Origin of the sequence: Streptomyces sp. NBC_00104, from assembly GCF_045160825.1 — a bacterium.
In the GTDB taxonomy this organism is placed as follows: Bacteria; Actinomycetota; Actinomycetes; order Streptomycetales; family Streptomycetaceae; genus Streptomyces.
In genome coordinates, this window is the sequence record NZ_CP108215.1 from 1320057 (window position 1) to 1344645 (window position 24589).

Below are 24589 nucleotides of genomic sequence, written 5' to 3' on the forward strand. Positions count from 1 at the left end.
CTTTCGGATCCGCTGGGATCGCTCGAATCGCTGGGATCGCCGGCTCGGCTAGAACAGGCCGAGCGGCTTGGTGCCATAGCTGACCAGGAGGTTCTTGGTCTGGCTGTAGTGGTCGAGCATCATCTTGTGGTTCTCGCGACCGATGCCGGAGACCTTGTAGCCACCGAACGCGGCACCCGCGGGGTACTGGTGGTAGCAGTTCGTCCAGACGCGGCCGGCCTTGATGGCGCGGCCCATCCGGAAGGTGCGGTTGGTGTCGCGGCTCCACACGCCGGCCCCGAGGCCGTACAGCGTGTCGTTGGCGATCTCCAGTGCCTCGGCCTCGTCCTTGAACGTGGTGACCGCGAGGACGGGACCGAAGATCTCCTCCTGGAAGACCCGCATCTTGTTGTGGCCCTTGAGCACGGTCGGCTCGTAGAAGTAGCCGTCCGCGAACTCCCCGCCGATTCCGGGCCGGTGGCCGCCGACGAGCAATTCGGCGCCTTCCTTCAGGCCGATGTCGACGTACGAGGCGATCTTCTCGATCTGCTGCTTGGAGACCTGCGGACCGAGCATGGTCGCGGTGTCGAGCGGGTCGCCCTGCTTGATGGCGCGGATCCGCTCCAGACAGCGGCCCATGAACTCCTCGTAGATGTCCTCCTGGATGAGTGCGCGCGAGGGAGCGGTGCAGACCTCGCCCTTGTTGAACGCGTACAGGACGAGTCCCTCGACGGCCTTGTCCAGGAAGTCGTCGTCGGCGGCGGCCACGTCGTTGAAGAAGATGTTCGGCGACTTGCCGCCCAGTTCCAGCGTGACGGGGATGATGTTCTGCGCCGCGTACTGCATGATCAGCCGGCCGGTGGTGGTCTCACCGGTGAAGGCGACCTTGGCGATGCGCTTGTTGGTGGCCAGCGCCTTGCCGATCGCGGCGCCGGGTCCGTTGACGACGTTGAGGACGCCCGGCGGCACGATGTCGCCGATGACCTCCATCAGCTTCAGGATCGACCACGGGGTCGGCGACGCCGGCTTGAGGACCGTGGTGTTGCCGGCGGCGAGCGCCGGGGCAAGCTTCCACGCGGCCATCAGCAGCGGGAAGTTGAACGGGATGATCTGTCCGACCACACCCAGCGGCTCGCGGAAGTGGTAGGCGACGGTCTCCTTGTCGATCTCGGTGATCGAGCCCTCCTCGGCGCGGATCGCCGCGGCGAAGTAGCGGAAGTGGTCGGCCGCCAGCGGGATGTCCGCGGCCAGGGTCTCGCGGACCGGCTTGCCGTTCTCCCAGCTCTCGGCAACCGCCAGTTCCTCGCGGTGGGCGTCGATGGCGTCGGCGACCTTGTTCAGCACCGCGGCCCGCTGGGCGATGGAGGCCTCGCCCCACTTGTCCTTCGCCGCGTGCGCGGCGTCCAGGGCGAGTTCGATGTCGTCGGGACCCGACTTCGGGACCTCGCAGATCGGCTTGGCCGTGGCGGGGCACAGGTTGGCGGAGTACTCGCCGGTGGTGGGGGCCTCCCACTTGCCGCCGATGAAGTTCTCGTACCGGGGCGCCACATGCACGGGGCTGCCCGGCCTGCCAGGAGGCTGGTACTTCATGACCGTCCCCTCTCTCATCACGACGATCGTGCTGATGTTCAGCACGCTAGGGACGGGAACGCTGCAACAACGCTGCATGGCGTCCCACCTGGGGCGGGACCACCAGCTCCGCGTCCAGCGCACGAGCGCGGGCCGCCGCTGCCGCGCGCTGCGGCGAACCGCCGGGCAGCAGGTGGGCGAGCGCCAGCCATGCGGCGGCGTCGTCGGCTCCCCGGGCCGCGTCCACCCAGCGGCGCAGCAGCCCGGCATCACCAGCGCCGAGGACGGCACCTCGCAACTGCTGCTCCAGGGCCCTGCGATGCTCGGCGATCGCCGGCGCCTCGGAACGCGGCAGCAGCGGACCGGGACAGCGGTCCAGCGCCTCGGCGACCCGGCCCTGGGCGAGCAGCGCGGCCACGTCGGCGAAGTCGGTCCGCACAGGGCGCAGCAGAGCGTACGGCCGTGATCCGAGCAGGGCGGGGCCGAGCACGGTGCGCAGCCGGGTCAGCTCGGCACGCAGTGTCGACGAGCACACGTCCCGCTCGGACAGGTCCACCGCGAGCCGTTCGCCGGTGACGCCCCGGCCCTCGATGACGAGCGCTACCACGATCTCGCTGTGCCGCGGGCTCAGCCGGTGGACACGCCCGTCGCACCGCAGCAGAGCGTTGTCCCGGCCCAGCGCGGTCAGCCGTACCTCCGTCTCACATCGGGCGGCGGACGCACGCAGCACGTGCCCGTCGGGGCCGAGCAGGGCCGGCGGTCCGGGCAGCGCACGGGCGAGTTCCGCCTCGGCCGCCAGCGCGGCCCCTCGCACCGCGGCCAGGGCGGAGGGCGTGGCGATGGTGCCGCCACCGGAGAGGTCGACCACGCCGAGCACCCGCCCGGTGCCGGGGTCGCGCACGGGAGCGGCGGCACACGACCAGCCGTGCACCGCGGAGCTGTAGTGCTCGTCGGCCACGATCTGCACGGGGTGGCCCACCTCCAGCACCGTGCCCGGCGCGTTGGTCCCGGCCTGCGCCTCCGACCACAGGGCCCCCTCGACGAAGCGCATCCGCTCGGCACGCTCGACGGCCGCGGAATCCCCCTCGACCCACAGCAGCGTCCCGTCGGCGTCGCCGACCGCGAAGACATGCCCGTCGTCCGCGGCGCCGGCTCCCAACAGCTCCCGGAACAGGGGCAGCACGGCGGCCAGCGGGTGGACGCTGCGGTACACGGCCAGTTCCTCGGACGTCCTGGGCGAGGGAGGTGGACGACTGCCGTCGGGCCGTACGCCGCACGCTCTGCAACGCCGCCACGAGTCGGCCACCAGACGCCGCACTCCTGACGGCGTTCCGGGTGAGGTCACGAACCGCTCGTGGGCTGCGCGCAGCGTGGAGGCCGAGGCCGCGGTGGAAGCATCCATACGGCCAGCACCTCCCAAGCTCCCTGCTCACTGTCCGGTCGCGCCAGCCTCACCCGTACACGGGACGAGTCGTAGAGGCCGAACGGCCTTCGTGCCTGGGCCATTTGGGTCCTGCCGCTACGAGATGCCCCGTCTGTCGGCCACTCGCCCTGGCGGACGGTCTGCGGGTTCACACGGCGCCGGGCGGAAAGCGATCGACGGCCGCAGGAGCCATCTCGTCCTGGACAACCGTGGACCGGCGCCTCACCCGCCGTACGGCCCGTCCCGCGTACGGCCCCTCCCGCCGAGCGGAGCGACGGTGCCCCGCGCTGTCCGGCGCAGACGGCCCGGCCGACGTGGAACGCCCGGACCGGGGTGAACCACTCGGCTTCGCCGAAGTCGTCGCGCGACGGCTCGGCTCTGCGGGCCAGGGTCACGCCGTCCCGCACCGGGCGGCCTACTCCGGGGAGTCGCTCGGATCGTCCGTCCCGTTCTCGTCCGGGCGGTGGGCGGAGCCGGGCAGGGGGAGCGAGAACCACACGGTCTTGCCGTCCTGGGTGAGCAGGGTGCCCCAGGCCGAGGCCAGTTGGTCGAGCAGGACCAGTCCGCGTCCGGACTCCTCATCGGGACCCGCGGTCCTGGCACGGGGCAGGACCGGGCTGCCGTCGCAGACCTCGATGTGGAGTTCGTCCCTGGCGCGGCGCAGGCGCAGGCGCAGGGGGTCACAGGCGTGGCGCACCGAGTTGGCCATGAGTTCGGAGGCCAGCAGACAGGCGGTGTCGGTGAGGTGCTCACAGTGCCAGTCCCGCAGGGTGCGGCGCAGAAAGCGGCGCCCCTCCCCCACGCTGACCGGTTGCGCGGGCAGCAGCGCGGACACCACGGTCATCGGAGCGGGGGGTATGCGGGCCAGCAGCAGGGTCACGTCGTCGCTGTAGTCCTGGGGATCGGGCAGCAGGGCGGTGAGGACGGAGTCGGCGGCCCGCTCCAGGCAGGGAATGTCGGCGAGGGCCTTCTCCAGAGCTATGGCGAGGGCGTCGATCTGCAGTTCGATGTCGCTGGTGGGGGTTTCCACCAGGCCGTCGGTGTACAGGGCCAGTACCGAGGCCGGCGGCACGGTCATCCGGGTCTCCTGGTGGGGTACTTCTCCGACGCCCAGGGGCACGCTGACCGGAACCGGGAGCCTGCGGACCTGTCCGGTGGGGTCCACCAGCAGCACCGGCAGATGCCCGGCGGAGCACACGGTCAGGGCGCTCTCGTCCGGGTCCAGGACCAGGTAGCAGCAGGTGACGAGCTGGTCGGGCAGTTCGCTGACGACCGCGTCCAGGGCCCGCATCAGCTGCCAGGGGGGCATGCCGGTCTTGGCCAGGGCGTGCGAGGCCGAGCGCAGTTGGCCCATGACGGCGGCGGCCTCCAGGCCACGGCCCATGACGTCGCCGATCAGCACTCCCATGCGACCGCCGCCCAGGGCGATCAGGTCGAACCAGTCCCCGCCCACACCGGGACCCTGCCGTGCCGGGAAGTAGCGACTGGAGGTGTCCATGCCGGGCAGGGGAGCGGGAGAGCCCATCAGGCTGCGCTGCAGGGTCAGGGCGACATGGCGCTGCTGTTCGTAGAGTTCGGCGAGCTGGGCCTCGGCCCTCTTGCGTTCGCTGACGTCGCGGATGGCGGCGGAGACCAGGGTGCCGTCCGGGGTTTCCAGCGGACTGAGGCTGATCTCGACCGGGAACTCGACTCCGTCCTTGCGCAACCCGTACAGGTCCAGGCCGGCGCCCATGGGGCGCACTCGGCGGTTGTCGACATAACCGTGGCGGTGGGCAGGGTGGTGGTGATGGAACCGCTGGGGGACCAGGACTTCCACCGGGTGTCCCAACAGCTCTTCGCGCCGATAGCCGAACAGGGCCTCGGTCTGTGCGTTGACCAACTGGATCGTGCCTGCGTCATCCACGATGACGATGGCGTCGGGAGCCGCCTCCAGCAGCGCGCGGAAGCGTGCTTCGGCCGCCTTGCGCTCGCTGACGTCGCGCACGGCGGCGGAGATCAACAGTCCGTCGGGGGTCTGCAGCGGGCTGAGGCTGATCTCGACCGGGAACTCGGCTCCATCCTTGCGCAGCCCGTAGAGTTCGAGGCCGGCGCCCATCGGACGGACCTGCTGGTTGCCGGAGTAGCCCGCGCGGTGGCCCGGGTGCTGGGCACGGAAGCGCCGCGGGACCAGCATCTCGACGGGCCGGCCGAGCAGCTCGTTCCGAGGGTGACCGAACAGCGCTTCGGTCTGGGCATTGACCAGGCGAATCACCCCGGCGTCGTCCACGATGACCATCGCGTCGGGAGCCGCTTCCAGCAACGCGCGGAACGGTTCCTCGGCCACGGGGATCGAGCCGGGTTGCGCCTTGTGCTCGCCTGCTTCCATGGCGCATCTCAGCATCGACCGACCCCGGAGCGGGCACCTTGTCACTGATTGCCCGTCTATGACATTTTCCCGCCGAAATAAGAGGGATCGGGTTCCGGACGCGGGACGGCCGAGCCGGAGACGGCCGCCCCTGGCCGGCCCGACCGGCACGGAGCCCTGTCGCTCGCGCACGCCGACGGTCGGCCTTTACCGCCTTTGGCGTCCCGCGACCGGCACTGGCCGTCTTTGCGTGGGTGCGTCGGGAACAGGGGTTGACGTCCCGTCACACGGGGCAGTACGCGACCATGTCCAACGGCAGGGCCCGGTGTCTGCGGTTCCCGGTCAGCCCGGTCGAGGGGGCCGGCGCCGCGCCGCCGTCACCGGGATCCTCAGCGGCCCTCCTGCTTCGACCGGTCCTGCGCCTGGGTGGCGATGACGGCCGCCTGGATGCGCCGCTCCACACCGAGCTTGGCCAGCAGGCGGGAGATGTGGTTCTTCACGGTCTTCTCGGCGAGGTAGAGCCGCTGGCCGATCTGGCGGTTGGTGAGTCCTTCGCCGATCAGGGCCAGGATCTCCCGCTCCCGGCCGGTCAGGCCCGGCAGCGCGTCCGGTTCCGTCTCCTCCGGCTGCTGGTCCTGACGGAGGCGGGCCAGCAGCCTGGTGGTGGCGCTCGGGTCGAGCAGGGACTGGCCGGCGGCCACGGTGCGGACGGCGGAGACCAGGTCCGAGCCCCGGATCTGCTTCAGGACATAGCCGGACGCCCCGGCCATGATCGAGTCGAGGAGTGCCTCGAAGCGTCCCGTGGTGATACCGACGCTCAGGGACAGTCCGTTGATGACCAGCGCGAACCCGCCGTCTTCCACATCACTCAGGGCACGCGCGAGCACCGTGAAGGACAGCGCGACGTGCGTGGGCACCTGGCTAGGGTCTGTGTAGCGAACGGTGAAACTCAGTCGGTTTTGTTCAGCGTCGTCCGGCGGTGAGCCGGCCGTCGAAGGTGATGTCGAAGGCTTGGAGCGCGGCCTTCCAGCGCATGGTCCAGCGTTTGCGTCCGCTGCCGGTCGGGTCCAGGCTCATGACGGCCAGGTAGACGCACTTGAGAGTGGCCTGGTCGGTGGGGAAGTGTCCCCGGGCCCGGACGGCCTTGCGGATCCGCGCGTTGATGCTCTCGATCGCGTTGGTAGTGCAGACGATCTTGCGGATCTCCACGTCGAACCGGAGGAAGGGCACGAACTCCGCCCAGGCCGCCTCCCAGAGCCGGACGATCGCCGGATCCTTCCCGCCCCAGGTGTCGGTGAACTCCACGAACCGCTCCAGCGGCGCCTCTTCAGTCGGGGCGGTGTAGACGGGCCTGAGTGCCTTCGCGATCTTCTCCCAGTCCTGCCGGGCCGCGTAACGAAAGCTGTTCCTCAGTAGGTGAAGCCGTAAGGAATCAAGGTGTCGCTTCCGGGGTTGCGTCTCGTTGGTCTGGTATGGCGATTTCGGAGGGGGATCTCGGGCAGCTCGCTGTGCGGTTCGGGGTACTGCTGCCGCACCTGGACGAACGACAGCGGCGTTTGCTGATGGGGTCCGAGGCGAGGCTGCTGGGGCATGGTGGCGTTCGAGCTGTTGCACGGGTCACGGGGGCCAGCGAGACCACGGTTCGACGGGGCGTCTTCGAGCTGGAGGCCGGCGAAGGCGTGGTAGGTGCGGGGTGCGGGTTCGGCGGCCGGGCGGCGGACGCAAGCGAGCCGAGGAGCTGGATCCGGAACTGGTGGACGATTGACGCAGGCCAGACCGTGTTCACGGCGTTCGGGAAGCCGGTCAGGCCGTCGCAGACCAAAGACGACCGGGTAGACGCTGTCCAGGGGACGGTTCTGCCAATCCGTCATGCCGGCCATCACGCTGTCGGTGATCGTGGAGATGGTGGACTTGGAGATCTCCGCGCCGTACACCTCGGCGAGATGCGCGGAGATCTCCCCGTGCGTCAGCCCTTTCGCCGACAGCGACAGGACCATCTCGTCCACCCCGCCCAGACGCCGCTGACGCTTCTTGACCAGTTGCGGCTCGAACGACCCGGCCCGGTCCCGCGGCACCGCGATCTCGACCGGCCCCGACTCGGTGATCACCGTCTTGGAGCGGTGCCCGTTGCGGTAGTTCTCCCGGCCGCCCTCGGCCCGCTCACCGGGCTCGTGCCCCAGATGATCAGTGAGCTCGCCCTCCAGCGCGGACTCCAGCACCCGCTTCGTCAGCTGCTGCAGCAGGCCGTCATCCCCGGTGAGCTTCACCCACCGGCCTGGGCCCGGGCCACCAGCTCGGCGACCAGCCCGTCATCCACGGCGCCCGCCCCACTCACAACGGCCTCCCCGGCCCCGATGTCACTCGCCACGTCAGTCATCAACTGTCGCTTCCAGCTCGGGAGTTACACCGCGCACCGTACAGACCCGACCTGACCTGTGGGGTCCGCCGGAGCCGGCCGGAAGACCCCACAGGGTGCCGGGCGTCAGCTCTTGCCGAGCAGGCGCCAGATCTGGTTCTTCTTGGTGCTCAGAGTGCTCGCGGAGTCGCAGGGCCACTGGTGGATCTTCGCGCCGGAGGCGGTCGATATGTTGCTGACGTCGACGCACTTGCCGCTGTTGACGGCGACCAGTTGGTAGTCCTGGCTGTTGCCGAGCGCGGTGACGGGCTTGAGGGTGAACCGCTGGTTGGTGTCGCCGTGGCAGGTCCACTGCTGGACGGCGGCCCCGTTGGCGGTGGAGTAGGCGGAGATGTCCAGGCACTTGCCGCTGGAGTGGTTGACGATGGTGTAGGTGTCGGTCGCGCCGCTGACGGGGTGGAAGTCGAAGCGCTGTTCCTGGCCGCTTCCGCAGGTGTTCTGCTCGTACTGGGTGCCGTCCGCGGTGGACTTGGCTGGGTCTTCCAGGCAGAGCCCGCTGTGCTGGGCGACTGCCGTGGAGGAGAAGCCGGTCGAGGCGCCGATGTGCAGACTCGCCGGTGCGAAGGAGACCTGGTCGAGGTGGGGCGCGGAGCTGGAGCGCATGGGCTGTCCGATGTCGCTGCCGCCGCCGGAGTAGACCAGGCCTATGGTGGTGCCGTCGTAGTTGTAGAGCTGTGAGGAGGTGAACCTGACGGTGTTGGCGCCCTTGGCGAGGGTGACGGGAACGGTGTAGTCGTTGAACTGGTTCCAGTGCAGCGTGCTGGCGAAGTTGACGCGGGTGGCGTCACCGCCGTTGACCCTGACATCGGCGTGTTCGGCCATGAGGTCGGGGTTGTAGTGCTTGGAGGGTAGTTCCTCGGCGTTCGCGTAGCGCATGGTCATGGCGTACGTGCCGGCCTCGGGCGCGTTGACGTTGAGGGTGAGGGCATTGGCGGTTCCGTTGCCGATGCCGGTGACGACGCCGCCGTTGGCCTGGCTGTAGGTGGTGTCGGCGGCCGCGGTGCCGGTGAGGGTGCCGTTCTCGGCCTGGTAGGTGACGACGTTGCCGGTGGTGACGGCGTTGGTGGGGCTGAACGGTGTGACTGCCAGGCGGTCCAGGGTGAGGGTGCCACCGGCGCCGGTCGCCCTGACCTTGTTGATTCCGGCGTTCAGGTAGACCCGGTTGGCGGAGGTCGACCATGCGTCGGCCGTCGCGCCGGCGAGGGTCTGGTCGTTGACGGTTCTGCCGTTGACGGTGAGGCCGGCCTGGCCGGTGTTGCGGTAGCGGGCCGTCAGGTCCGCGTAGCCGTCCCGCTCGGAGTAGACCCAGAACGTCGCGGACTTGCCGGAGGTCAGGTTCACCGCGCCCGCGCCGGACTGGCCCTGGGAGGTGTAGGAAGTCGTGCCGTTGTCGGACAGCGAGGCCTGCTCGGCCTCGTGGACGGTGGTGCCCTGGACACTGGAGTCCTGGTACTGGAGGTCGATCTTGTCGACGATGGCGTCGCCGTCGGTCGCGGCACCGTTGTCGCCGGTTGTGGCCAGGCTGATGGTGTGGCTGCCCGCGGTCAGGTGCACGGTGGCGTCGCTGTGGCCCCACACCACCCACTGGAAGCCAACCGGCAGGTCGACCCTCTTGGACGCGCCGCCGTCGACGCGCATGTACACATTGGTCGGGCCCTTGACCTGGGCGTCCTTGCGGTAGCTGTTGGCGAAGACCGACACCTTGTAGTCGCCGGTGGTGGGCACCGTGACGGGGAAGCCGATGACGGTGTCGGAGCCGGTGCGCAGGCCGCCGACGTCCCGGCGGCCAGAGGTGGCGAAACCGCCGACGTTGCTGGGCGTGCCCTCGGTGTTGATGTTGTGGTCGCTGCCGCTGAGGTTGGCGTTCTCGGCCTCGTACGTGGCCGTCCAGGTGCTGTCGGAGGCGGTGCTGCTGCCGGTGCCGCCGGGGGAGACGATGATCTCGTAGGCGGACATGGCGTCAAGGGTGATCGGTATGGTCACCGAGCCGTCGGAGCCCACGCTGACGTCGGTGTCGGAGAGCCTGGTCGGGGTGGCCGCCGCGCCGAGGTAGCCGCTGTAGCGGTCCTGGAAGACGCTGACGTGCACGGTGCTGCCGAAGACCGTGGGGTCGATGCTCTTGATGACCGTGTTCGAGTCACCGCTGGTGCCGCCCCCGGCGAGGATGACGCGGGCCTGCTTCTTGTCCGTGTCGAGGCTCGCCAGGCCCTGGAGGGTGTACGCGGCGTCGTTCTCGGCGCCGGTGACCTTGACGGTGTCGCCGCTCATGGAGGTGTACCAGTTGTACAGCCACCACTGGGCGTTGGGGGTGTTCTGGGCGGCGGCGGAGTCGCCGAGGTTGCCGTTGATGTTCCAGTACGGCAGGTTGCCGTCGATCTTCTTGTCCTCGATGGCCGAGATCCACTGCACCATCTGGCCGGGGTCGGTGAGGTGGTAGCGGTGGGCGTACTCGTTGAGGTTGATCGGCAGGTGTGAGGGGATGCCGACCGAGGTCTCGGCGGCGCGGTAGTTGTCGACGGTGCTGCGCACCTCCGCCGGGCTGCCCAGGGTGTGCCAGGTCACCACGTCCGGCAGGCAGTTGTTGGCCTTGCAGTAGGTGAGGAAGCCCTTGAGGGAGGACTCGGTGTAGCTGGAGGTGTTGGGCCCGGCCAGACGCGCCTGAGGCCAGATGCCCTTGATGAAGTCGTAGGTCTGGCGCCACTCGGAGTTGAAGGCGGCCAGCGGCCCTGCCTGTGTGCGCATGCCCTGGAACCACATACCGTCAGGCTCGTTGTAGGGGACGAAGACGATCCGGTCCTTGTAAGGGCTGGCCATCGCCTGTTCGACCTGGGTCTTCATGGCCGCCTGGTAGGCGGCGTAGTCGGCCCGCTCGTAACTGAACGTGCGGTACACGTCCGTCATGTAGATCATGATGTCTTTGCCGCCGCTGTCCACGAAGGGCTTGGCGACCTCCAGCGCGTCCGAGCCGGGGTGCTGCTGTCCGTCCTGGGCCTTCGTGTTGGTGGTCTGGAGTCCCATCCCCTCAATGAGGTTGTTGGTCGGTATGTCCGGGCCGTACAGGCCGTACAGCGCGCCGGAGGCGCCGTAGTGGAGGGCTCCGGTGGTGGTGCCCAGGTCGACGGTGAGGGTGGGGGTTGCGGCGGAGGCCGGCGTTACCGTCCCGGTGGTGACGCCGGCTATCACGGTCAGTGGAATCAGCGTTCTGGTGATGCCGTGGAGAAGGCGTCTCGTGGTCGAGCGCCGTTGCCTGATTCTTGGCATGTGCTTACGTCCCTTCAGGGGTACGGCTGGTTGTTGCTGCGCCGGCCCCCGTGCCGGACGTGTGGGTGGGTTGTCGCTTCGCTGGTCAGGCGACGGTGGTGGCAGTGGTGTCGGTACCGGCGTCCGCGCGGCGCTGTTGGTGGTCGCGGGCGAGGAGGAGGTAGCTGCTGGCGGTCCAGGTGTAGGCGCGGTCGCGCAGGCCGGTCCCGGTGAGGGCGTCGAAGTTCTCGGCGAAGCCGTAGGTCTCGCAGAGGGTTCGGAAGCGGGCGCTGATCTCGTCCGCCAGACGCCGGTGGCCGGCGCGGCGCAGGCCGTCCTCGACAAGAACTGTGGCGGGGGCCCAGATCGGGCCGCGCCAGTAGCCGTCGGAGAGGTAGTGCGGCGAGGTGGGAAGTTCGGTGGCCAGACCGTGCGAGGTGAGGTGGGCCTCGATCCGGTCGGCCAGCACGCCGCTGACGCTTTCGGGCAGGTGTTCGCCCAGCGCGATGGGCATCAGGTCGAGCAGGCTGGAGCTGCTCCAGGTGTCGTCGCTGTCCACACCACGGGCGACGAACCGTTCGCCGGTCCAGAGCTGGTCGAGCATCGCGGCCTGGGTCGCGTCAGCCGTACGCGTCCAGGTGTGGGCGTCGTCGGGCCGGTCCAGTTCGGCGGCCAGGTCGGCGAGTTCGCGGAGCTGGAGGATGAGGAAGGCGGCCAGATCGGCGGTGACGGCCACGCGTTGGGGGTCGAAGGTGGTGGCGTTGTCCCAGCCGCTGTCGTTGCCGTGCTGGTAGTGGGGCAGGCCCGCGCCGGGTGCGCGCCGTGCGGTGAGCCAGAAGTCAGTCCAGCGCGCGAGCCTGTCGTACGCCTCGGTCAGTTCCGTCCGGCCGGGAGGCTCGGGGAGCCGCCTGCGCAGGTGGCCCAGGGTCCAGCCGTGGATGGGTGGTTTGACGAAGTTGTAGAGGACCTCGGAGTGGGTGACGGAGTCGGGCAGGGCCCCGGCCTCGTCCTGGTGGTCGAACGGCAGGGAGAACTGGTCCCAGGCCAGGCGGGGGGATCCGGGGGCCAGGGCGAGGGCGTTGAAGCAGTGGTCCCAGCTCCACACCTTGTCCATCCAGTGCTTGGACATCAGGACGGCGGGCCGGGTGACCAGCCCCGCCGGGCGCACGGTCGCGGACCACACCACGTAGGCGGCGAGTTCGGCGGCCGGGGTGGCGGCCGAGCGCCACGGGGCGGCCGTGTCGACGAACTCGGCGAACGACTGCCGTGCGGCCTCCGTGACCTCGCCGAACGTCGACGACGAGCGGAAGGGCCGTCGCGCGCTGTCGAGTTCCTCGACCGCGGCCTCCCACGAGCCGTCGGCCCCGGCGGTGACCGTGAGACCGCGCTCACCCGCGCCCAGTGTCTGGTAACCGGACACGTCGGCGACCGTGCCGGACAGCACGGTGACCCGGTAGCGGCGCCCGGTCTCGTAGGAGGTGAACACATGCGCGTCGTCCACCGGGTCACGGTAGAAGTAGGTGCCGCTGAAGGGAGTCAGGGTCTTCGCCGCCGCGGTGACGCGCAGGCCCAGTCCCTCGCCGCGCACGCGGACGGTGTCCGGCGACTCGTAGGCGAGATCGATACGCCCGTCCGTGCCGGTCCAGCTGAGCAGGCTCGGCGTCGCCCGGACGGTGGTATCGGCCCGCTCGCCCGTCGCCGCGTCGAGGGGGACGAGGCGCAGGACGGGGTGCATGCCGTTCTGGTGCGAGACGAGGTGGAGGTCCTCGGCGCGCGTCTTCTCCGCCAGCACGGGAGAGATGCCGAACCAGGCTCCGTGCGTGCTGAAGGGGATGTCGTGAACGGAGAAGGCCGGGCCGGATGAGGCGGCGGTCATGAAGGCGGCACTCATTTCTTGAGTGGGGGTGGTCGGCGGTCTGCCGGGTGGGGCGACGGCGCCCTCGGGGGCGCGAGCCGGGTGGTCCGGCGTCAGTCCTTGACGGCGCCGGCGGTCACGCCGGCGGCGACGTAGCGCTGGGCGAGGACGAGTATGACCGCGGCGGGCAGGGAGGCCACGACGGCGGTGGCCATGATGGCGTTCCACTCCTGGTTGTTGTTGCCGATGTACTGGTAGATGCCGAGGGTGATCGGCTCGTGGGCACCTCCGTTGACCAGGGTGCTGGCGAAGATGAAGTCGGACCAGGACCACAGGAACGCGAACAGCGAGACCGTGACGATCGAGTTGCGGCTCATCGGCAGGACGATCGACCAGAAGGTGCGCAGGGGGCCGGCTCCGTCTGTCTTCGCGGCCTGGAGCAGTTCGCCGGGTATCCCCGACATGAACGCGGTGAAGATGAGGACGGCGAAGGGGACGGCCAGCGTGGAGTCGGCGACGATCAGGCCGGACATCGACTGGAGCAGGTCGAGCTGGAGGTAGATGGCGTAGAAGCCCATCGCCATGATGATGCCGGGGATCATCTGGGCTGCCAGCAGGACGAAGTTGAGGACTCCGCCGCCGCGCGGGCGCAGTTTGGCCAGCGCGTATCCGGCGGGTGCGGCCAGCGCCACGGTCAGGGCGACGGTGCCCAGGCCGATGACGAGGCTGGTGCCGAGGTAGGGCAACTGCTGGTCGACGACGGCCCGGTAGCCCTCCAGGGTGGCGTGGGCGGGGAAGAGGTCCGGCGGGCTCTTGCGCATGTCCTGGTCACGGGTGAAGGACACGTTCAGCATCCAGTAGACCGGGAAGAGCATGACCGCGGTCAGCAGGAGACCGATGACCGTCTTCCACCACGTACGGGGGTGCCGGTTCGGGACTGTCTGTGCACTCGTCATGACAGCGCCTGCTTCCGCTGGACTCGGACGTAGACCAGGCCGAAGACCAGGGCGGCGACGACGAGCAGGTTGCCGACGGCCGCGCCGGGGCCGAAGGCGGGCAGGAGGTTGCCGAAGCCGAGTTGGTAGGACCAGGTGGCGAAGGTGGTGGACGAGTCCGCCGGGCCGCCCTTGGTCATGATCCAGATGATGTCGAAGACCTTGAGCGTGTAGACCAGACCCAGCAGCAGGGTGATGGCGGACACCGGGCGCAGGAGCGGGAAGGTGATGCTCCAGAAGCGTCGCCAGGGGCCCGCGCCGTCGAGGGCGGCGGCCTCGTACAGGCTGGTGGGGATGGACTGCAGGCCGCTGTAGAGCACGACCAGGTTGAACGGGACGCCGATCCAGATGTTCGCGATGATCACCGAGGTCAGCGACCAGGACGGCGAGGTCAGCCAGTTCACCGGGCCGATACCGACCGCGTGCAGTACGGCGTTGACGATGCCGGAGTCGCTGTTGAGCATCCACGACCAGGTGGAGGCCGACACGATCAGCGGCAGCAGCCACGGCACCAGGAACAGCGCCCGCAGGGTTGCCGAGAGCCGGAAGTGCTGGTGGAAGAAGACCGCGAGGGCTAGGCCGATCGCGTACTGGAAGAAGAGGCATACGGCGGTGAACACCACGGTGTGCAGGAGTGCGGGGGCGAAGGCCGGGTCGTCGAAGACGGTCCGGTAGTTCGCCAGGCCCGTGAACGGCGCGTCACCCTGGACGAAGGAGCGCACCGTGTAGTTCCGTAGGCTCAGGTCGAGGTTGCGGTAGAGCGGATAGGCGTAGAAGAGGACGAGGTAGAGGACGACCGGGGCGAGGAACGCCCAGGCGGCCCACTGCGGGGAGGCGGGACGGCGCCGGGCCGTGGTGTGGGCCGGGGGCGGAGCGGCAGAGATCGCCGCTCCGTTCCGGTCGCGCACCGGCCGGCGGTCCGGCAGCTGTGTCGTGTGCTTCATCGGCGGGCCCGCGTTCCGGTTACTTGACGGCGGACTGAGCGGCCGTCAAAGCGTCCTTGGGCGACTGGGACCCGCTCAGTGCGGACTGGACGGCCTTCCACATCTGCTCGGAGATCTTGGGGTACTTGGTGCCCAGGTCGTCGCTGGTGCGTCCCTTGGCCGCCTTGACCGCGTCGACCCACGGCTTCAGCTCGGCGTTCGCCGCGACCTGCTTGTCCTGCACCTCCGTGGTGGGGGCGACGTAGGACAGGGTCGTGTCGGTGGCGAGGAGGTTGTCGGTGCTGGTCAGGCAGGTCACGAGCTTCTGCGAGGTGGCGTAGCGGCCGGTTTCTCCCTGGACCGGGACGGTGACGAACTCGCCGCCGGTCGGGGCGGCCGCATTGCCACCGTCGGCGCCGGGGACGGGGATGACGCCGTAGTCGAAGCCGGCCTTCTCCGCGTTGGCGAGCTGCCAGGTGCCGTTCTCGGCGAACGCGTAGTCGCCGCTCGCGAACTCCTGCCAGCTGGTCGTCTGCGTATTGTTGATCACCGAGTTGGGGGCGTAGCCCTTGTCCAACCAGTTCTTCCACAGCGACAGCGCGGACACCGCCTCGGCCGAGCCGATGTCGGTGAGCTGCGCGCCCGAGCCCCAGAACCACGGCAGGAACTGGAAGCTGCCCTCCTCGGTCCCGATCGCCGAGAACGTGATCCCCTTCTTCCCTGCCTTCTCGACCTTCGCCAGCGCCGCCGTCAGCGAGTCCCAGTCCTTCACCGAGGCGATGTCCACGCCGGCCTTCTTGAGGACCTCCTTGTTGTAGTAGAGGGCCAGGGTGTTGGCGCCGACCGGAGTTCCGTACGTCTTCCCGCCCGACTGACCGGCCCCGAGCAGGTTGGCGTCGACGGCCGAGGTGTCCAGCTTGTTGTCGTCGGTCGTGGTCAGCACGCCGGCCTCGGCCAGGGTGGAGACGACCGGGTTGTCGACTATGAGGACGTCCGCGGAGTTGTCCTGCTGCGCCGCCAGCAGCGCCTTGTTCGTCAGGTCGCTGGTGTCGAACGCGGTCCGCTTGATCTTCACTCCGGCCTTGCTGCCGCAGTCGTCCAGCAGCTTCGCCCACGCCGAGCCCTTGTCGAACTGCGGGTACGGGTCCCAGATCGTGTACGTACCGCCGTCCGCCGCCTTCGTGGAGGTATCGCCCGAGCCGGAGGAGCACGCTGTGGCGCCGGCGGTGACGGTGACGACGGTCAGGACTGCGGCGGTGAGACGCCGTCTGGCAGATCGGTTCATGGCGCGTTCCTCATGGTTCTTGGCACGGGTGTGCCCTGGGACAGGTGATCGGTGGCTGCTGAGTTCGCCGAACTCGGGCGGTGAGCTGCTGGGGCGGCCGGTATGGGATGCGGAGGCTGAAGAGGACGGTGTGGAATGACGGTCAGGGGTGCGTGAGGGCAGCGGGGTCGGCTGGGGTGATGCCGGTAGGTCCGGTGCTCGCTCGCAACGAGATCGGTGGCGCGAGCAGGTGATTCCGGGCCGGTGCGTCGGGGTGGTCGAGCCGCTCCACGAGCAGCTCGACGGCGAGGCGACCCATCTGTTCCGCCGGTACGTCCGCTGCGGTGAGCTGCGGCGTCACGGTCTCCGCCCACCTGCTGGCCACCACTCCGGTGACGGAGAAGTCGCGTGGCACATGGCGGCCGGCCTGGGCCAGCCCCCGGTAGAGGCCGCCGAGCGCGGCCTCGTTCAAGGTGACCAGGGCCGTAGTGGCGGGGTTGTCATGCAGGATCCGCTCAAGACAGGCGAGGCCCGAGGCGGCGTCGTCCTCGCAGCAGTACGTCCGGACGGTCAGCCCGCGTTCCGCCGCGGCCTTGGTGAACCCCTCGAGTCCCCGGTGGGCGGACTCGTACCCGGCCCGCAGCAGCTGCTCGGGCCGGTTGACGAAGGCCACCCGATGGTGACCCAGGTCCGCCAGGTGGTGCACACAGGCCGCAGCCAGTGCCGTGTGGTCCAGACCCACCCACCAGCTGCCCTCCGGATGGGCGGTGCGGCCGATGGCGACGGAGGGGAAGTCCACCGTGGTGAGGTGGTCGATCCTGTCGTCCTCCAGCCGGATCTCCATCAGGATCGCGCCGTCGACCCGCCGCTCGCCCAGCAGCCGCTGGAACGAGCGGTCGCTGTCCACACCACTCGGAGAGAGCAGCACGTCGTAGTCGTAGGCCGCGGCGGCCTCGGTGACGCTGCCGATGAAGTCCAGCTGCATGCCGGTGTAGTGGTTCCCGGCCGGAGGAAAGACCAGACCGATGGTGTTGGTCCGGCCGTTGGCGAGGGCCCGCGCACTCGCGTTGGGCTGGTAGCCCAGCTCGTCGATGACCCGCTGGATCTTCTGACGGGTGTCCTCGGACACGGGGCGCTTCCCGCTCAGCGCGTAGGACACGGTGCTCCGCGAGACACCGGCCCGCTTGGCAATCTCACCGATGTTCACGGGGACTCCTCACAGAGAGCAGTCGAATCGGTTCGATGATTCCTGAGAACAAGATCGGCCGGATACCGACCATCGAACCGGTTCGCGTGAAGTGAAGGTAAGAGCAACCAAGACGGGTGTCAACGCACCGTGTCAAATTTTCCGTAACGGCCTGGAAACCTAGGCGTACGGAGGCGTGACCCCTGGCCCGCCTGGACTCGCGCACGCTTACCAGCAGGCCAAGAGACCACATCGGCGGACGGCAACACCTTTCCGCCGTCAGGGCGGCCGACCGCACGCGACTGAAAGAAACGCGTCGGGGGTATTGCTGGCCAGTTTCCTCGGTGCTAGCTTCCCCGAACCGGTTCGACAACGCATCGACAGGCCATGACCGCTATCGAGGCGTCACTCACGCATCGGAGCGTCGCCGGGGACCTGACCCCCTGTACATCCGCCGCCCGAAGCTCCCCCTCCGGGCGGCGGATGCCACCGAGTGACCGTCGCCCTCGTACGTGCCGGCGGTGGCTCGCTGACTCGGCACACCCGCCGCAACGGCATGCGGTTCGCCTCCCGAAGGCCGTCCGAGTGCTCCGTAACCCGGAACCTGAGCACCGGTGAACTGAGGCGACTCCTGTCGGGCAGCGGAACGTCGAACCGATTCGCCCCCTGGCGGGACGGGGCCGGGACCGCCACACGGCCGGCCCCGTCCCGTACGAAACGCATCGGATCCAGCGTCCGAGATGCCATGGAATCCACGGAGACCTCAGTGCGACAAGGAAAAAGAACGATGAGAGCGGGCACCGCGGTGGCGGCCGTCCTCACGACCATGCTCGCCGTGCCGTCCGCCGGAACGGCACAGGCCGCGGAGCCGGAACGGCTCGTCATCGATCTGGCCACCGATACCGGTGCCTTCCACGGCGGGGCGAGCGGCTCGCTGTATGGGATCTACGGCGACGGCGCGCCCAGCCGCAACCTCATCGAGGGCATGAACCTGCGCACGGTGTCCACCAAGGCGCAGGACGGCCCGCAGCACCCGGGCGCGGACGCCCTGGAGATTCTGCCGCCGTTCGTGGACTCGGGCGGCAAGGACGTCTACATCTACATGACCGACATCTACCGAGGGTTCCCGTACCAGTGGCCGGGCGCCAACGGCCCCGAGCGCCTCGCGGACTTCAAGGAGAAGATCAGAAAACAGGTCGCCCAGGTCAAGACGATGGGCGACTACAAGGACCACGTCGTCTACGTCCCCTTCAACGAACCCGAAGGGAACATGTTCGGCTCGGGCGCGTGGAGCTACAACAACGTCTCCTGGCTGAACGACCCGCAGCACTTCTTCGCGGCCTGGAAGGAGACCTACCAGCTCATCAAGAGCCTGGACCCGGACGCGCGGATCGCGGGCCCGAACACCTCCCTCCTCTTCGACCAGGTCAAGGGCTTCCTGCAGTACGCCAAGGCCAACAACGTCGTCCCGGACGTGATGACCTGGCACGAACTGTCCAGCCCCGCCGCGGTCCGCACGAGCGTGGCCAAGTACCGGCAGTGGGAACAGGAGGTCGGAATCGATCCGCTGCCGATCAACGTCAACGAGTACGGCCACAACTACCACCTGTCCGTGCCCGGCCAGGTCGTCCAGTGGGTCTCCGCCATCGAGGAGTCGAAGATCGACGCCGACCTGGCGTACTGGAACATCGACGGCAACCTCAACGACTCGGCCGTCGACGCCAACAAGGGCAACGGCCAATGGTGGCTGTTCAACGCCTACGGCCAGATGTCCGGACACACCGTCCAGGTGACCGCTCCCCATCCGAACCAGCAGTACACCCTCCAGGGCGTGGCTACGCTGGACGCCGACAAGAGGCAGTCCCGGACGGTCTTCGGCGGCAAGAGCGGCGACGCGGACATCGTCTTCGACAACATCGACCCGAAGCTGTTCGGGACGACGGTGCACGCGACCGTGCATGAGATCCCGTGGACCGGGCAGGTCGGTGACTCGGCCCAGCCTCAGCGACTGGCGGACCAGGAGGTCACCGTCGGCGAGGACGGCACAGTGACCCTGCCGATGACCGGCATGAACGAGATGTCCGCCTACCAGGTCATCCTCTCCCCCGGCGGGAACGGCGGAGAATCGGCCGAGCCCTCCGTCAGCTGGCGGAAGTCCTACGAGGCGGAGAACGCCACCTACACCGGCAGCGGTTACTCCAAGAACGGTCCCGAGGGCACACCCTCCAACGTCGGCAAGTTCGCGACAAGCGGCAACTACAACGTCGGCGGCCTGCGCACCGGCTCCGACGGCGTGCTCGCCTTCGACGTGGACGTACCGCAGGACGGCACATACGACCTGAGCGTCTTCGCCAACTCCTACAACCTGGACGGCCGGGTGAAGGAACAGGGCCCCACCAATGTCTTCCTCCGCGTCGACGGCAAGGACCCGCAGGAACTGCGGCTGTCGCTCGGCTACAAATGGGTGGTCTGGGGCCACACCGACACCACCGTGAAGCTCACCGCCGGCAAGCACAAGATCACGCTCTCCGCGAAGGACACGGACCTGGGCGTCACCAAGGGCGACGCGATCATCGACAAGATTGACCTGGCCCTGCGCGACGAGCACGTGACCCAGCCGGCGATCTACGAAGCCGAGTACGCCACCCTCACCGGAACCCGGCCCGGCTACACCTACCCCGAGGCCTCGGGACCGGGCGCGGTGCCGCTGCCCAAGAGCGCCTCCACGACCTTCTGGGTCCACGCCCCCACCGACGGTGAGGCCACGGTCTCCCTCGACCACCTCGGCGGCGGCAAGGCGAAGGTGTCCCTCAACGGTGACAAGCTCGACATCCCCAAGGTGGGCGCCGGCAACAGGGGCACGGACGTCGTACGGGTCTTCCTGTCCGCGGGCATCAACAAGATCACCGTCACCGGCACCAAGAAGGAACTGGTGGTCGACCGGCTGCGGGTCGCGGCGTCGAGCGGCAACCTGGCGACCAAGGTGTACCAGGCGGAGGGAGGCACCCTGAGCGGCGCCGCCAAGGCCACCGAGGCGTACACCTTCGCCACCGGCGGCAAGGCGGTCACCGACATCGGAGACGGAACGGCCAACGCCCTCACCCTCGACGTCGTCGCCAAACGCGCCGGACAGCACGCGGTGACCATCCGCTACTCCAACGCCGAACAGGCACCTGCCACCCACTACAACCCCGACCCGATCGCCCGTCACGCCGACCTCTCGGTCAATGGCGAATCGACACACCAGATCCTGTTCCCGACCACCTTCCACTTCAACAGCTTCCGGGACCTGACCGTCCCGGTCACCCTCAAGAAGGGGACGAACCGACTTACCTTCACCGCCGAAGAGCTGCCCGACTTCAACGGCGACACCTACAACCCATACGACCAGCGATCCCCCTACGCGCCGGTGATCGACCAGGTCGCCGTCACACCGCTGACGGAGAAGTAGCCGCCCGGCCTCGCCGGAACGCCCAGGTGCCGACCGGACTCCGGTCGGCACCTGGGTATCCACAGGTTCCTTGGCCCCGGAGTGGATCGACCTGCCGCAACTACCTCTCAAGCGTGCAGGCCCAACCTCACCCGCAGCTCAGGGCAGTCTGGTCGTCGATGGACTGCGGACCGCCTGGCCGCACACGAGGCAGCGGGCCAGTGCGCGGCGCAGCGGGTAGCAGCGCCGGGTGAGGCACGTTGGGCGACGAACGCCTGGCGAGGCAGGGGCTTCGCAGCGGTAAAGAAAGGATGCCTGCCTACAAGGTGTTCCTGGTATCCCGGATGCGGGAGCAGTACGACCAGCTGGGCAACAGCACGCAAACCGGGGCGACGAGGCTCAGCTCCATCGGCCGCCTGGTCGTGAGCGCTCTGCACTGATGCGCCTGCTGCTCGCGGCGATCGGGACAAGCGGTGTGCCGCCCATCAAGTGTTCGGTGTCGGCATGGTGTTCGGTCCTGACTGACGCGCATCCTGCCAGGAACGGCCGTCATGAGACTGCCGGGCAGGACGGCATGATGGGATCCGGGCCCGCTTCTCCGACCGGTTCGGCATCAAGGAGACCGACGTGTCGGCCGAAACCGACGAGCGGGCGCCTATCGCCTGCTACCTGAAGCCTGCGAGCGGGGTGCCGGTGGCATGGGGGGGGACACAATGCCGGGGACTCACTCCGCCGACCACTCCCCTCCCCCGCAGGCGCGACGATGATGGCGGTGGTTCGATCACCATGTACGTGGAAAGCCTGACCAGCGCCCTCTTCGACGGCGAAGGTATGAGCTGTCATCAGCCCGCCGCCCTGCACCTCACCCACCCCGAACCTATCTGAAGCGCCCCTCCGACATGGTCGGGAAAGCCGGCCTCAAGCTCCTATCGGTGACCCGACTCGGCTGATGCCGCCCTTGAGCTTGCGCTTGGAAACCGATCGGTTTACTGTAGCGGAAACCGATCGGTTTCCGAGTCTATGGAGGTAGCCATGACCGCGCTGAAGGGCGAGATGCCCAGCCACGAGTCACGTCCCACGATTCACATCCCGGGGACCACCAGCCACACCCTCGCCCCGCGCACAGGACGCCACAGCCGCGAGGGAACACTGCGCTACCTCAAGGCGGGCACCGGTGCCCCCCTGGTCCTGCTGCACACCGTGCGCACCCAGGCCGAGCACTTCCGCCACCTCATCCCCCTGATCGCGGACCAGTACACCGTGTACGCCCTCGACCTGCCGGGGATGGGCTACTCCGAGATCGTGCCCGGTGCGTCGTACGACGAGCCGGCCATGCGCGCGGGCGTCAAGCGGCTCCTCACCGAACTCGACCTCCACGACGTCACACTGGTCGGGGAATCCATGGGGGCGGTGCTCGCCCTGACCACCGCAGCCGACCTTCCGGAGCGGGTCCGGCGCGTCGTCGCGGTGAACACCTACGACTTCCGCGGCGGAATCGCCCGGTCCAGCCTCCTCGCCCGTGTCGTGGTCACCGGTGTCCTGGCCCCGGGGGTGGGTCCGGTGATCGCCGGCGTGGAGCCCAAGCCCGCCCTCAGCAAGATCCTCCAGGGCGGCCTCGGCGACAAGAGCGCACTGCGGGAGGACTACATGGACGAACTCCTCCAGGTGGGCAGCCGCCCCGGCTACTCGACCGTCGCCCGAGCCGTGTACCAGGCCCTGCCCAGCCTCATCGCCGCCCGCTCGCGCTACCCCGAGGCCAAGGCGCCCGTCCACCTCGTCTACGGCGAGAAGGACTGGTCCCGGCCCTCGGACCGGGAGGCCAACAAGAAGCTGCTGCCCGCCGCCGAGTTCACACAGGTGCCGAAGGCCGGCCACTTCATCGCCCTGGAACGGCCTGATGTGCTGGCCGACCTGCTGAACGCGGTGGCCTGACCGTCCCGAGGGCGCCGTGCCCACCCCCCCCCATCTGGGGGTGGTGCGTGACCGGGACCGGGTTCGACCATGTCGCGTGACAACGTCGTGGCAGGCAAAGGAACAGTACATGCCAGAGATGCAGATCGAGTTCGATGTCCCGGCTCAGATGCGTGACGGCACGGTGCTGCGCGCCGATGTCTACCGGCCCGGGGGCACGGGACCGTGGCCGGTGCTGCTCATGCGGCTGCCGTACGGCAAGCAGACGCCCCTGCTGGCCGCGGCGTTCGATCCCCTGGCGGCGGGCGGCGGGCGGCGGCCCGGCGCTGCTTCATGGTGGTCGTCCAGGACACCCGTGGCCGGTTCGCCTCCGAAGGGGAGTGGGAGCCGTTGACGTACGAGGAGAGCGACGGGTACGACACCGTACGGTGGGCCGCCGCCCTGCCCGGCGCGAACGGCTCGGTCGGCATGCTGGGCGCCAGCTATTTCGGCAACACCCAGTGGATGGCGGCGCTGCCCAAGCCGCTGGAGCTGAAGGCGATCGCCCCGATGGTCACGTGGTCCCACCCGCACGACGGACTGTGGACACGCGGCGGCGCATCGAACTCGGTACGACCGTGACCTGGTCGCTTCTGCACGGCGCCGACACCCTGATGCGCCGTCACCGCACCGACCCCGCCGCGCTCGTGGCCGGGCCTCGGCGGGCTCGTGCGGGATGTCGACGGCCTCGCGGGCGACGGCTACGCGGAGCTGCCCGCCGGGCAGTTCCCCGCGTTCGCCCGGCACGACCTTCCCGAGCTGGGCTACGAGCGGTCCCGGCGCGAGCCCGACTGGGCGCGCTCCTGCACGATCGCGGGCCGGCACCACGAGGTCGACCTGCCCACCTTCCAGAGCGGCGGCTGGTACGACATCTTCAGCCAGGGCACGCTCGACAACTTCACCGCCATGCGCAGCGCAGGCCGGCCCGCCACGCTCGTCATGGGGCCGTGGACCCATGTCAACCGGGGGCACGTGATCGGTGACGTCAACTTCGGGTTCGGCGCGCACTCCGACTTCATGGGCATGCGGGGCCGCGCGATCGACATGCAGATCGACTGGTTCCAGCGCACGATCGGCGACGGTGAGGCTCTGGAACCGGACACCGGCCAGGTGCTGCTGTTCGTCATGGGTACCAACCAGTGGCGCGAGGAGACCGAATGGCCCCTGTCCCGCGCCGTGGACACCGACTTCCACCTGCGCGCCGACGGACGCCTGACCGCAGAGCCGCCGCCGGTCGCCGAGCAGGCCGAGGAGTTCACCTACGACCCGCTGGATCCGGTGCCCACCACGGGCGGAGCGCTCCTCATGCCCGACGACTTCCGCCCCGGGCCGCTCGACCAGGCGGCCGTGGAGACGCGCGAGGATGTCCTGGTCTTCACCACCGAACCACTCACCCAGGACACCGAGGTGACCGGCCGCGTCCGCGCGGTGCTCTTCGCCGCCACCGACGGCCCCTCGACCGACTGGGTGGCACGCCTGTGCGACGTCGACGAGAACGGCGTCTCCCGCAACGTCACCGACGGCATCGTGCGCGTACGCGCGGCAGCCCCGGGCGAGGCGGCCGAGCATGTCGTGGACCTGTGGTCGACCAGCATCGTCTTCCGGGCAGGACACCGCATCCGGCTTCAGGTCACCTCCAGCAACTTCCCGCGCTGGGACCGCAACCTCAACACCGGCGAACCCGAGGACAGCGCCACCACCGCCCGAGTCGCACGCCAGCAGATCTTCCACGACCCGGACCGGCCCTCCCGCATCATCCTGCCCGTGGTGCCTCCCGCCTGACCGGAAACGGGGAGAGCCGGCCATTGAAGAGAAGGTCACCGCATTGTGTGACGGGACTCTGCGCAGCCGGAACAGAGCCATCTCAGGGCATTCGACGACGACGGCAACTCGTACGAGATCCATGGCGACATCGCACACCCTCCGACCGTCGAGAGAAGGAGTGGGCGCAGCGGGCAACACTCTGTCGAATCAGTAAACCGCTCCGGAGATGAAGTCCACGGTGTCCTCCACCG

Annotated in this window: 15 protein-coding genes and 5 pseudogenes; 8 read left to right on the forward strand and 12 right to left on the reverse strand. The window is 68.9% G+C overall.

Translation table 11 applies throughout. The annotated features are described in order from the left end of the window. Positions 1-48: 48 nt before the first annotated feature. The 5 genes and pseudogenes from OG272_RS05670 to OG272_RS05690 all read right to left on the reverse strand — a co-directional run. Entirely contained in the window at positions 49-1569 is a 1521-nt protein-coding gene (locus tag OG272_RS05670; protein ID WP_405895986.1) for an aldehyde dehydrogenase family protein, read from the reverse strand. Positions 1570-1615: 46 nt separating this feature from the next. Beyond that, positions 1616-2950 (reverse strand): GAF domain-containing protein, encoded by a 1335-nt coding sequence (locus OG272_RS05675; RefSeq protein WP_405892734.1) that lies wholly within the window; start codon positions 2948-2950, stop codon positions 1616-1618. A gap of 436 nt (positions 2951-3386) precedes the next feature. Beyond that, positions 3387-5336, reverse strand: a complete 1950-nt coding sequence (locus OG272_RS05680; protein WP_327730955.1) for a PAS domain S-box protein — start codon at positions 5334-5336, stop codon at positions 3387-3389. A 368-nt stretch (positions 5337-5704) separates the two neighbouring features. Beyond that, a pseudogene (locus OG272_RS05685) lies at positions 5705-6106 on the reverse strand (LuxR C-terminal-related transcriptional regulator); the annotation flags it as partial. Positions 6107-6278: 172 nt separating this feature from the next. Next, positions 6279-6737, reverse strand: a pseudogene (locus OG272_RS05690) (transposase); the annotation flags it as partial. A 50-nt stretch (positions 6738-6787) separates the two neighbouring features. On the opposite strand from OG272_RS05690, the pseudogene OG272_RS05695 reads away from it, so the two are divergent. Beyond that, positions 6788-7071, forward strand: a pseudogene (locus tag OG272_RS05695) (ISAzo13 family transposase); the annotation flags it as partial. A gap of 64 nt (positions 7072-7135) precedes the next feature. On the opposite strand, the pseudogene OG272_RS05700 reads toward OG272_RS05695, so the two are convergent. The 7 genes and pseudogenes from OG272_RS05700 to OG272_RS05730 form a co-directional block, all read right to left on the reverse strand. Beyond that, positions 7136-7576: pseudogene (locus OG272_RS05700) on the reverse strand (transposase); the annotation flags it as partial. Between the two features lie 221 nt (positions 7577-7797). Then, positions 7798-10992 carry an RICIN domain-containing protein gene (locus OG272_RS05705; RefSeq protein ID WP_405892735.1) on the reverse strand — a complete coding sequence of 1065 codons (3195 nt, stop codon included), beginning with the start codon at positions 10990-10992 and terminating at the stop codon, positions 7798-7800. A gap of 85 nt (positions 10993-11077) precedes the next feature. Further along, a complete protein-coding gene (locus OG272_RS05710) occupies positions 11078-12847 on the reverse strand; it encodes an amylo-alpha-1,6-glucosidase (protein ID WP_405892736.1) in 1770 nt (589 codons plus the stop codon). A 92-nt stretch (positions 12848-12939) separates the two neighbouring features. Next, the gene (locus OG272_RS05715) at positions 12940-13782 is read right to left on the reverse strand and encodes a carbohydrate ABC transporter permease (protein ID WP_327730952.1); all 843 of its coding nucleotides are present in this window, start codon (positions 13780-13782) and stop codon (positions 12940-12942) included. Next, positions 13779-14765: a carbohydrate ABC transporter permease gene (locus OG272_RS05720; RefSeq protein WP_405892738.1), complete on the reverse strand. Its 987-nt coding sequence runs from the start codon at positions 14763-14765 to the stop codon at positions 13779-13781. Before OG272_RS05720 ends, OG272_RS05715 begins: the two co-directional genes overlap by 4 nt. Before the next feature lie 19 nt (positions 14766-14784). Next, positions 14785-16029, reverse strand: a complete 1245-nt coding sequence (locus OG272_RS05725) for an extracellular solute-binding protein (protein ID WP_327730950.1) — start codon at positions 16027-16029, stop codon at positions 14785-14787. Positions 16030-16171: 142 nt separating this feature from the next. Beyond that, a complete protein-coding gene (locus OG272_RS05730; protein ID WP_405892739.1) occupies positions 16172-17215 on the reverse strand; it encodes a LacI family DNA-binding transcriptional regulator in 1044 nt (347 codons plus the stop codon). Between the two features lie 766 nt (positions 17216-17981). Here OG272_RS05730 and OG272_RS05735 point away from each other — a divergent pair. The 7 genes and pseudogenes from OG272_RS05735 (at position 17982) to OG272_RS05765 (ending at position 24356) form a co-directional block, all read left to right on the forward strand. Further along, positions 17982-20645, forward strand: coding sequence for a cellulosome protein (locus tag OG272_RS05735; RefSeq protein WP_405892741.1), 2664 nt, complete (start codon positions 17982-17984; stop codon positions 20643-20645). A gap of 290 nt (positions 20646-20935) precedes the next feature. Beyond that, positions 20936-21064, forward strand: a complete 129-nt coding sequence (locus tag OG272_RS05740; protein WP_327730947.1) for a hypothetical protein — start codon at positions 20936-20938, stop codon at positions 21062-21064. A 187-nt stretch (positions 21065-21251) separates the two neighbouring features. Then, positions 21252-21509: a hypothetical protein gene (locus OG272_RS05745; RefSeq protein ID WP_405892743.1), complete on the forward strand. Its 258-nt coding sequence runs from the start codon at positions 21252-21254 to the stop codon at positions 21507-21509. A gap of 168 nt (positions 21510-21677) precedes the next feature. Then, positions 21678-22556, forward strand: a complete 879-nt coding sequence (locus OG272_RS05750) for an alpha/beta hydrolase (protein WP_327732330.1) — start codon at positions 21678-21680, stop codon at positions 22554-22556. 148 nt (positions 22557-22704) lie between these two features. After that, positions 22705-22764: pseudogene (locus OG272_RS05755) on the forward strand (hypothetical protein); the annotation flags it as partial. Then, positions 22761-23156 (forward strand): CocE/NonD family hydrolase, encoded by a 396-nt coding sequence (locus OG272_RS05760; RefSeq protein ID WP_405892745.1) that lies wholly within the window; start codon positions 22761-22763, stop codon positions 23154-23156. The pseudogene OG272_RS05755 and the gene OG272_RS05760, both read left to right, overlap by 4 nt. Positions 23157-23243: 87 nt before the next feature. Then, the gene (locus OG272_RS05765) at positions 23244-24356 is read left to right on the forward strand and encodes a CocE/NonD family hydrolase (protein ID WP_405892746.1); all 1113 of its coding nucleotides are present in this window, start codon (positions 23244-23246) and stop codon (positions 24354-24356) included. The last annotated feature ends 233 nt before the right edge of the window (positions 24357-24589 follow it).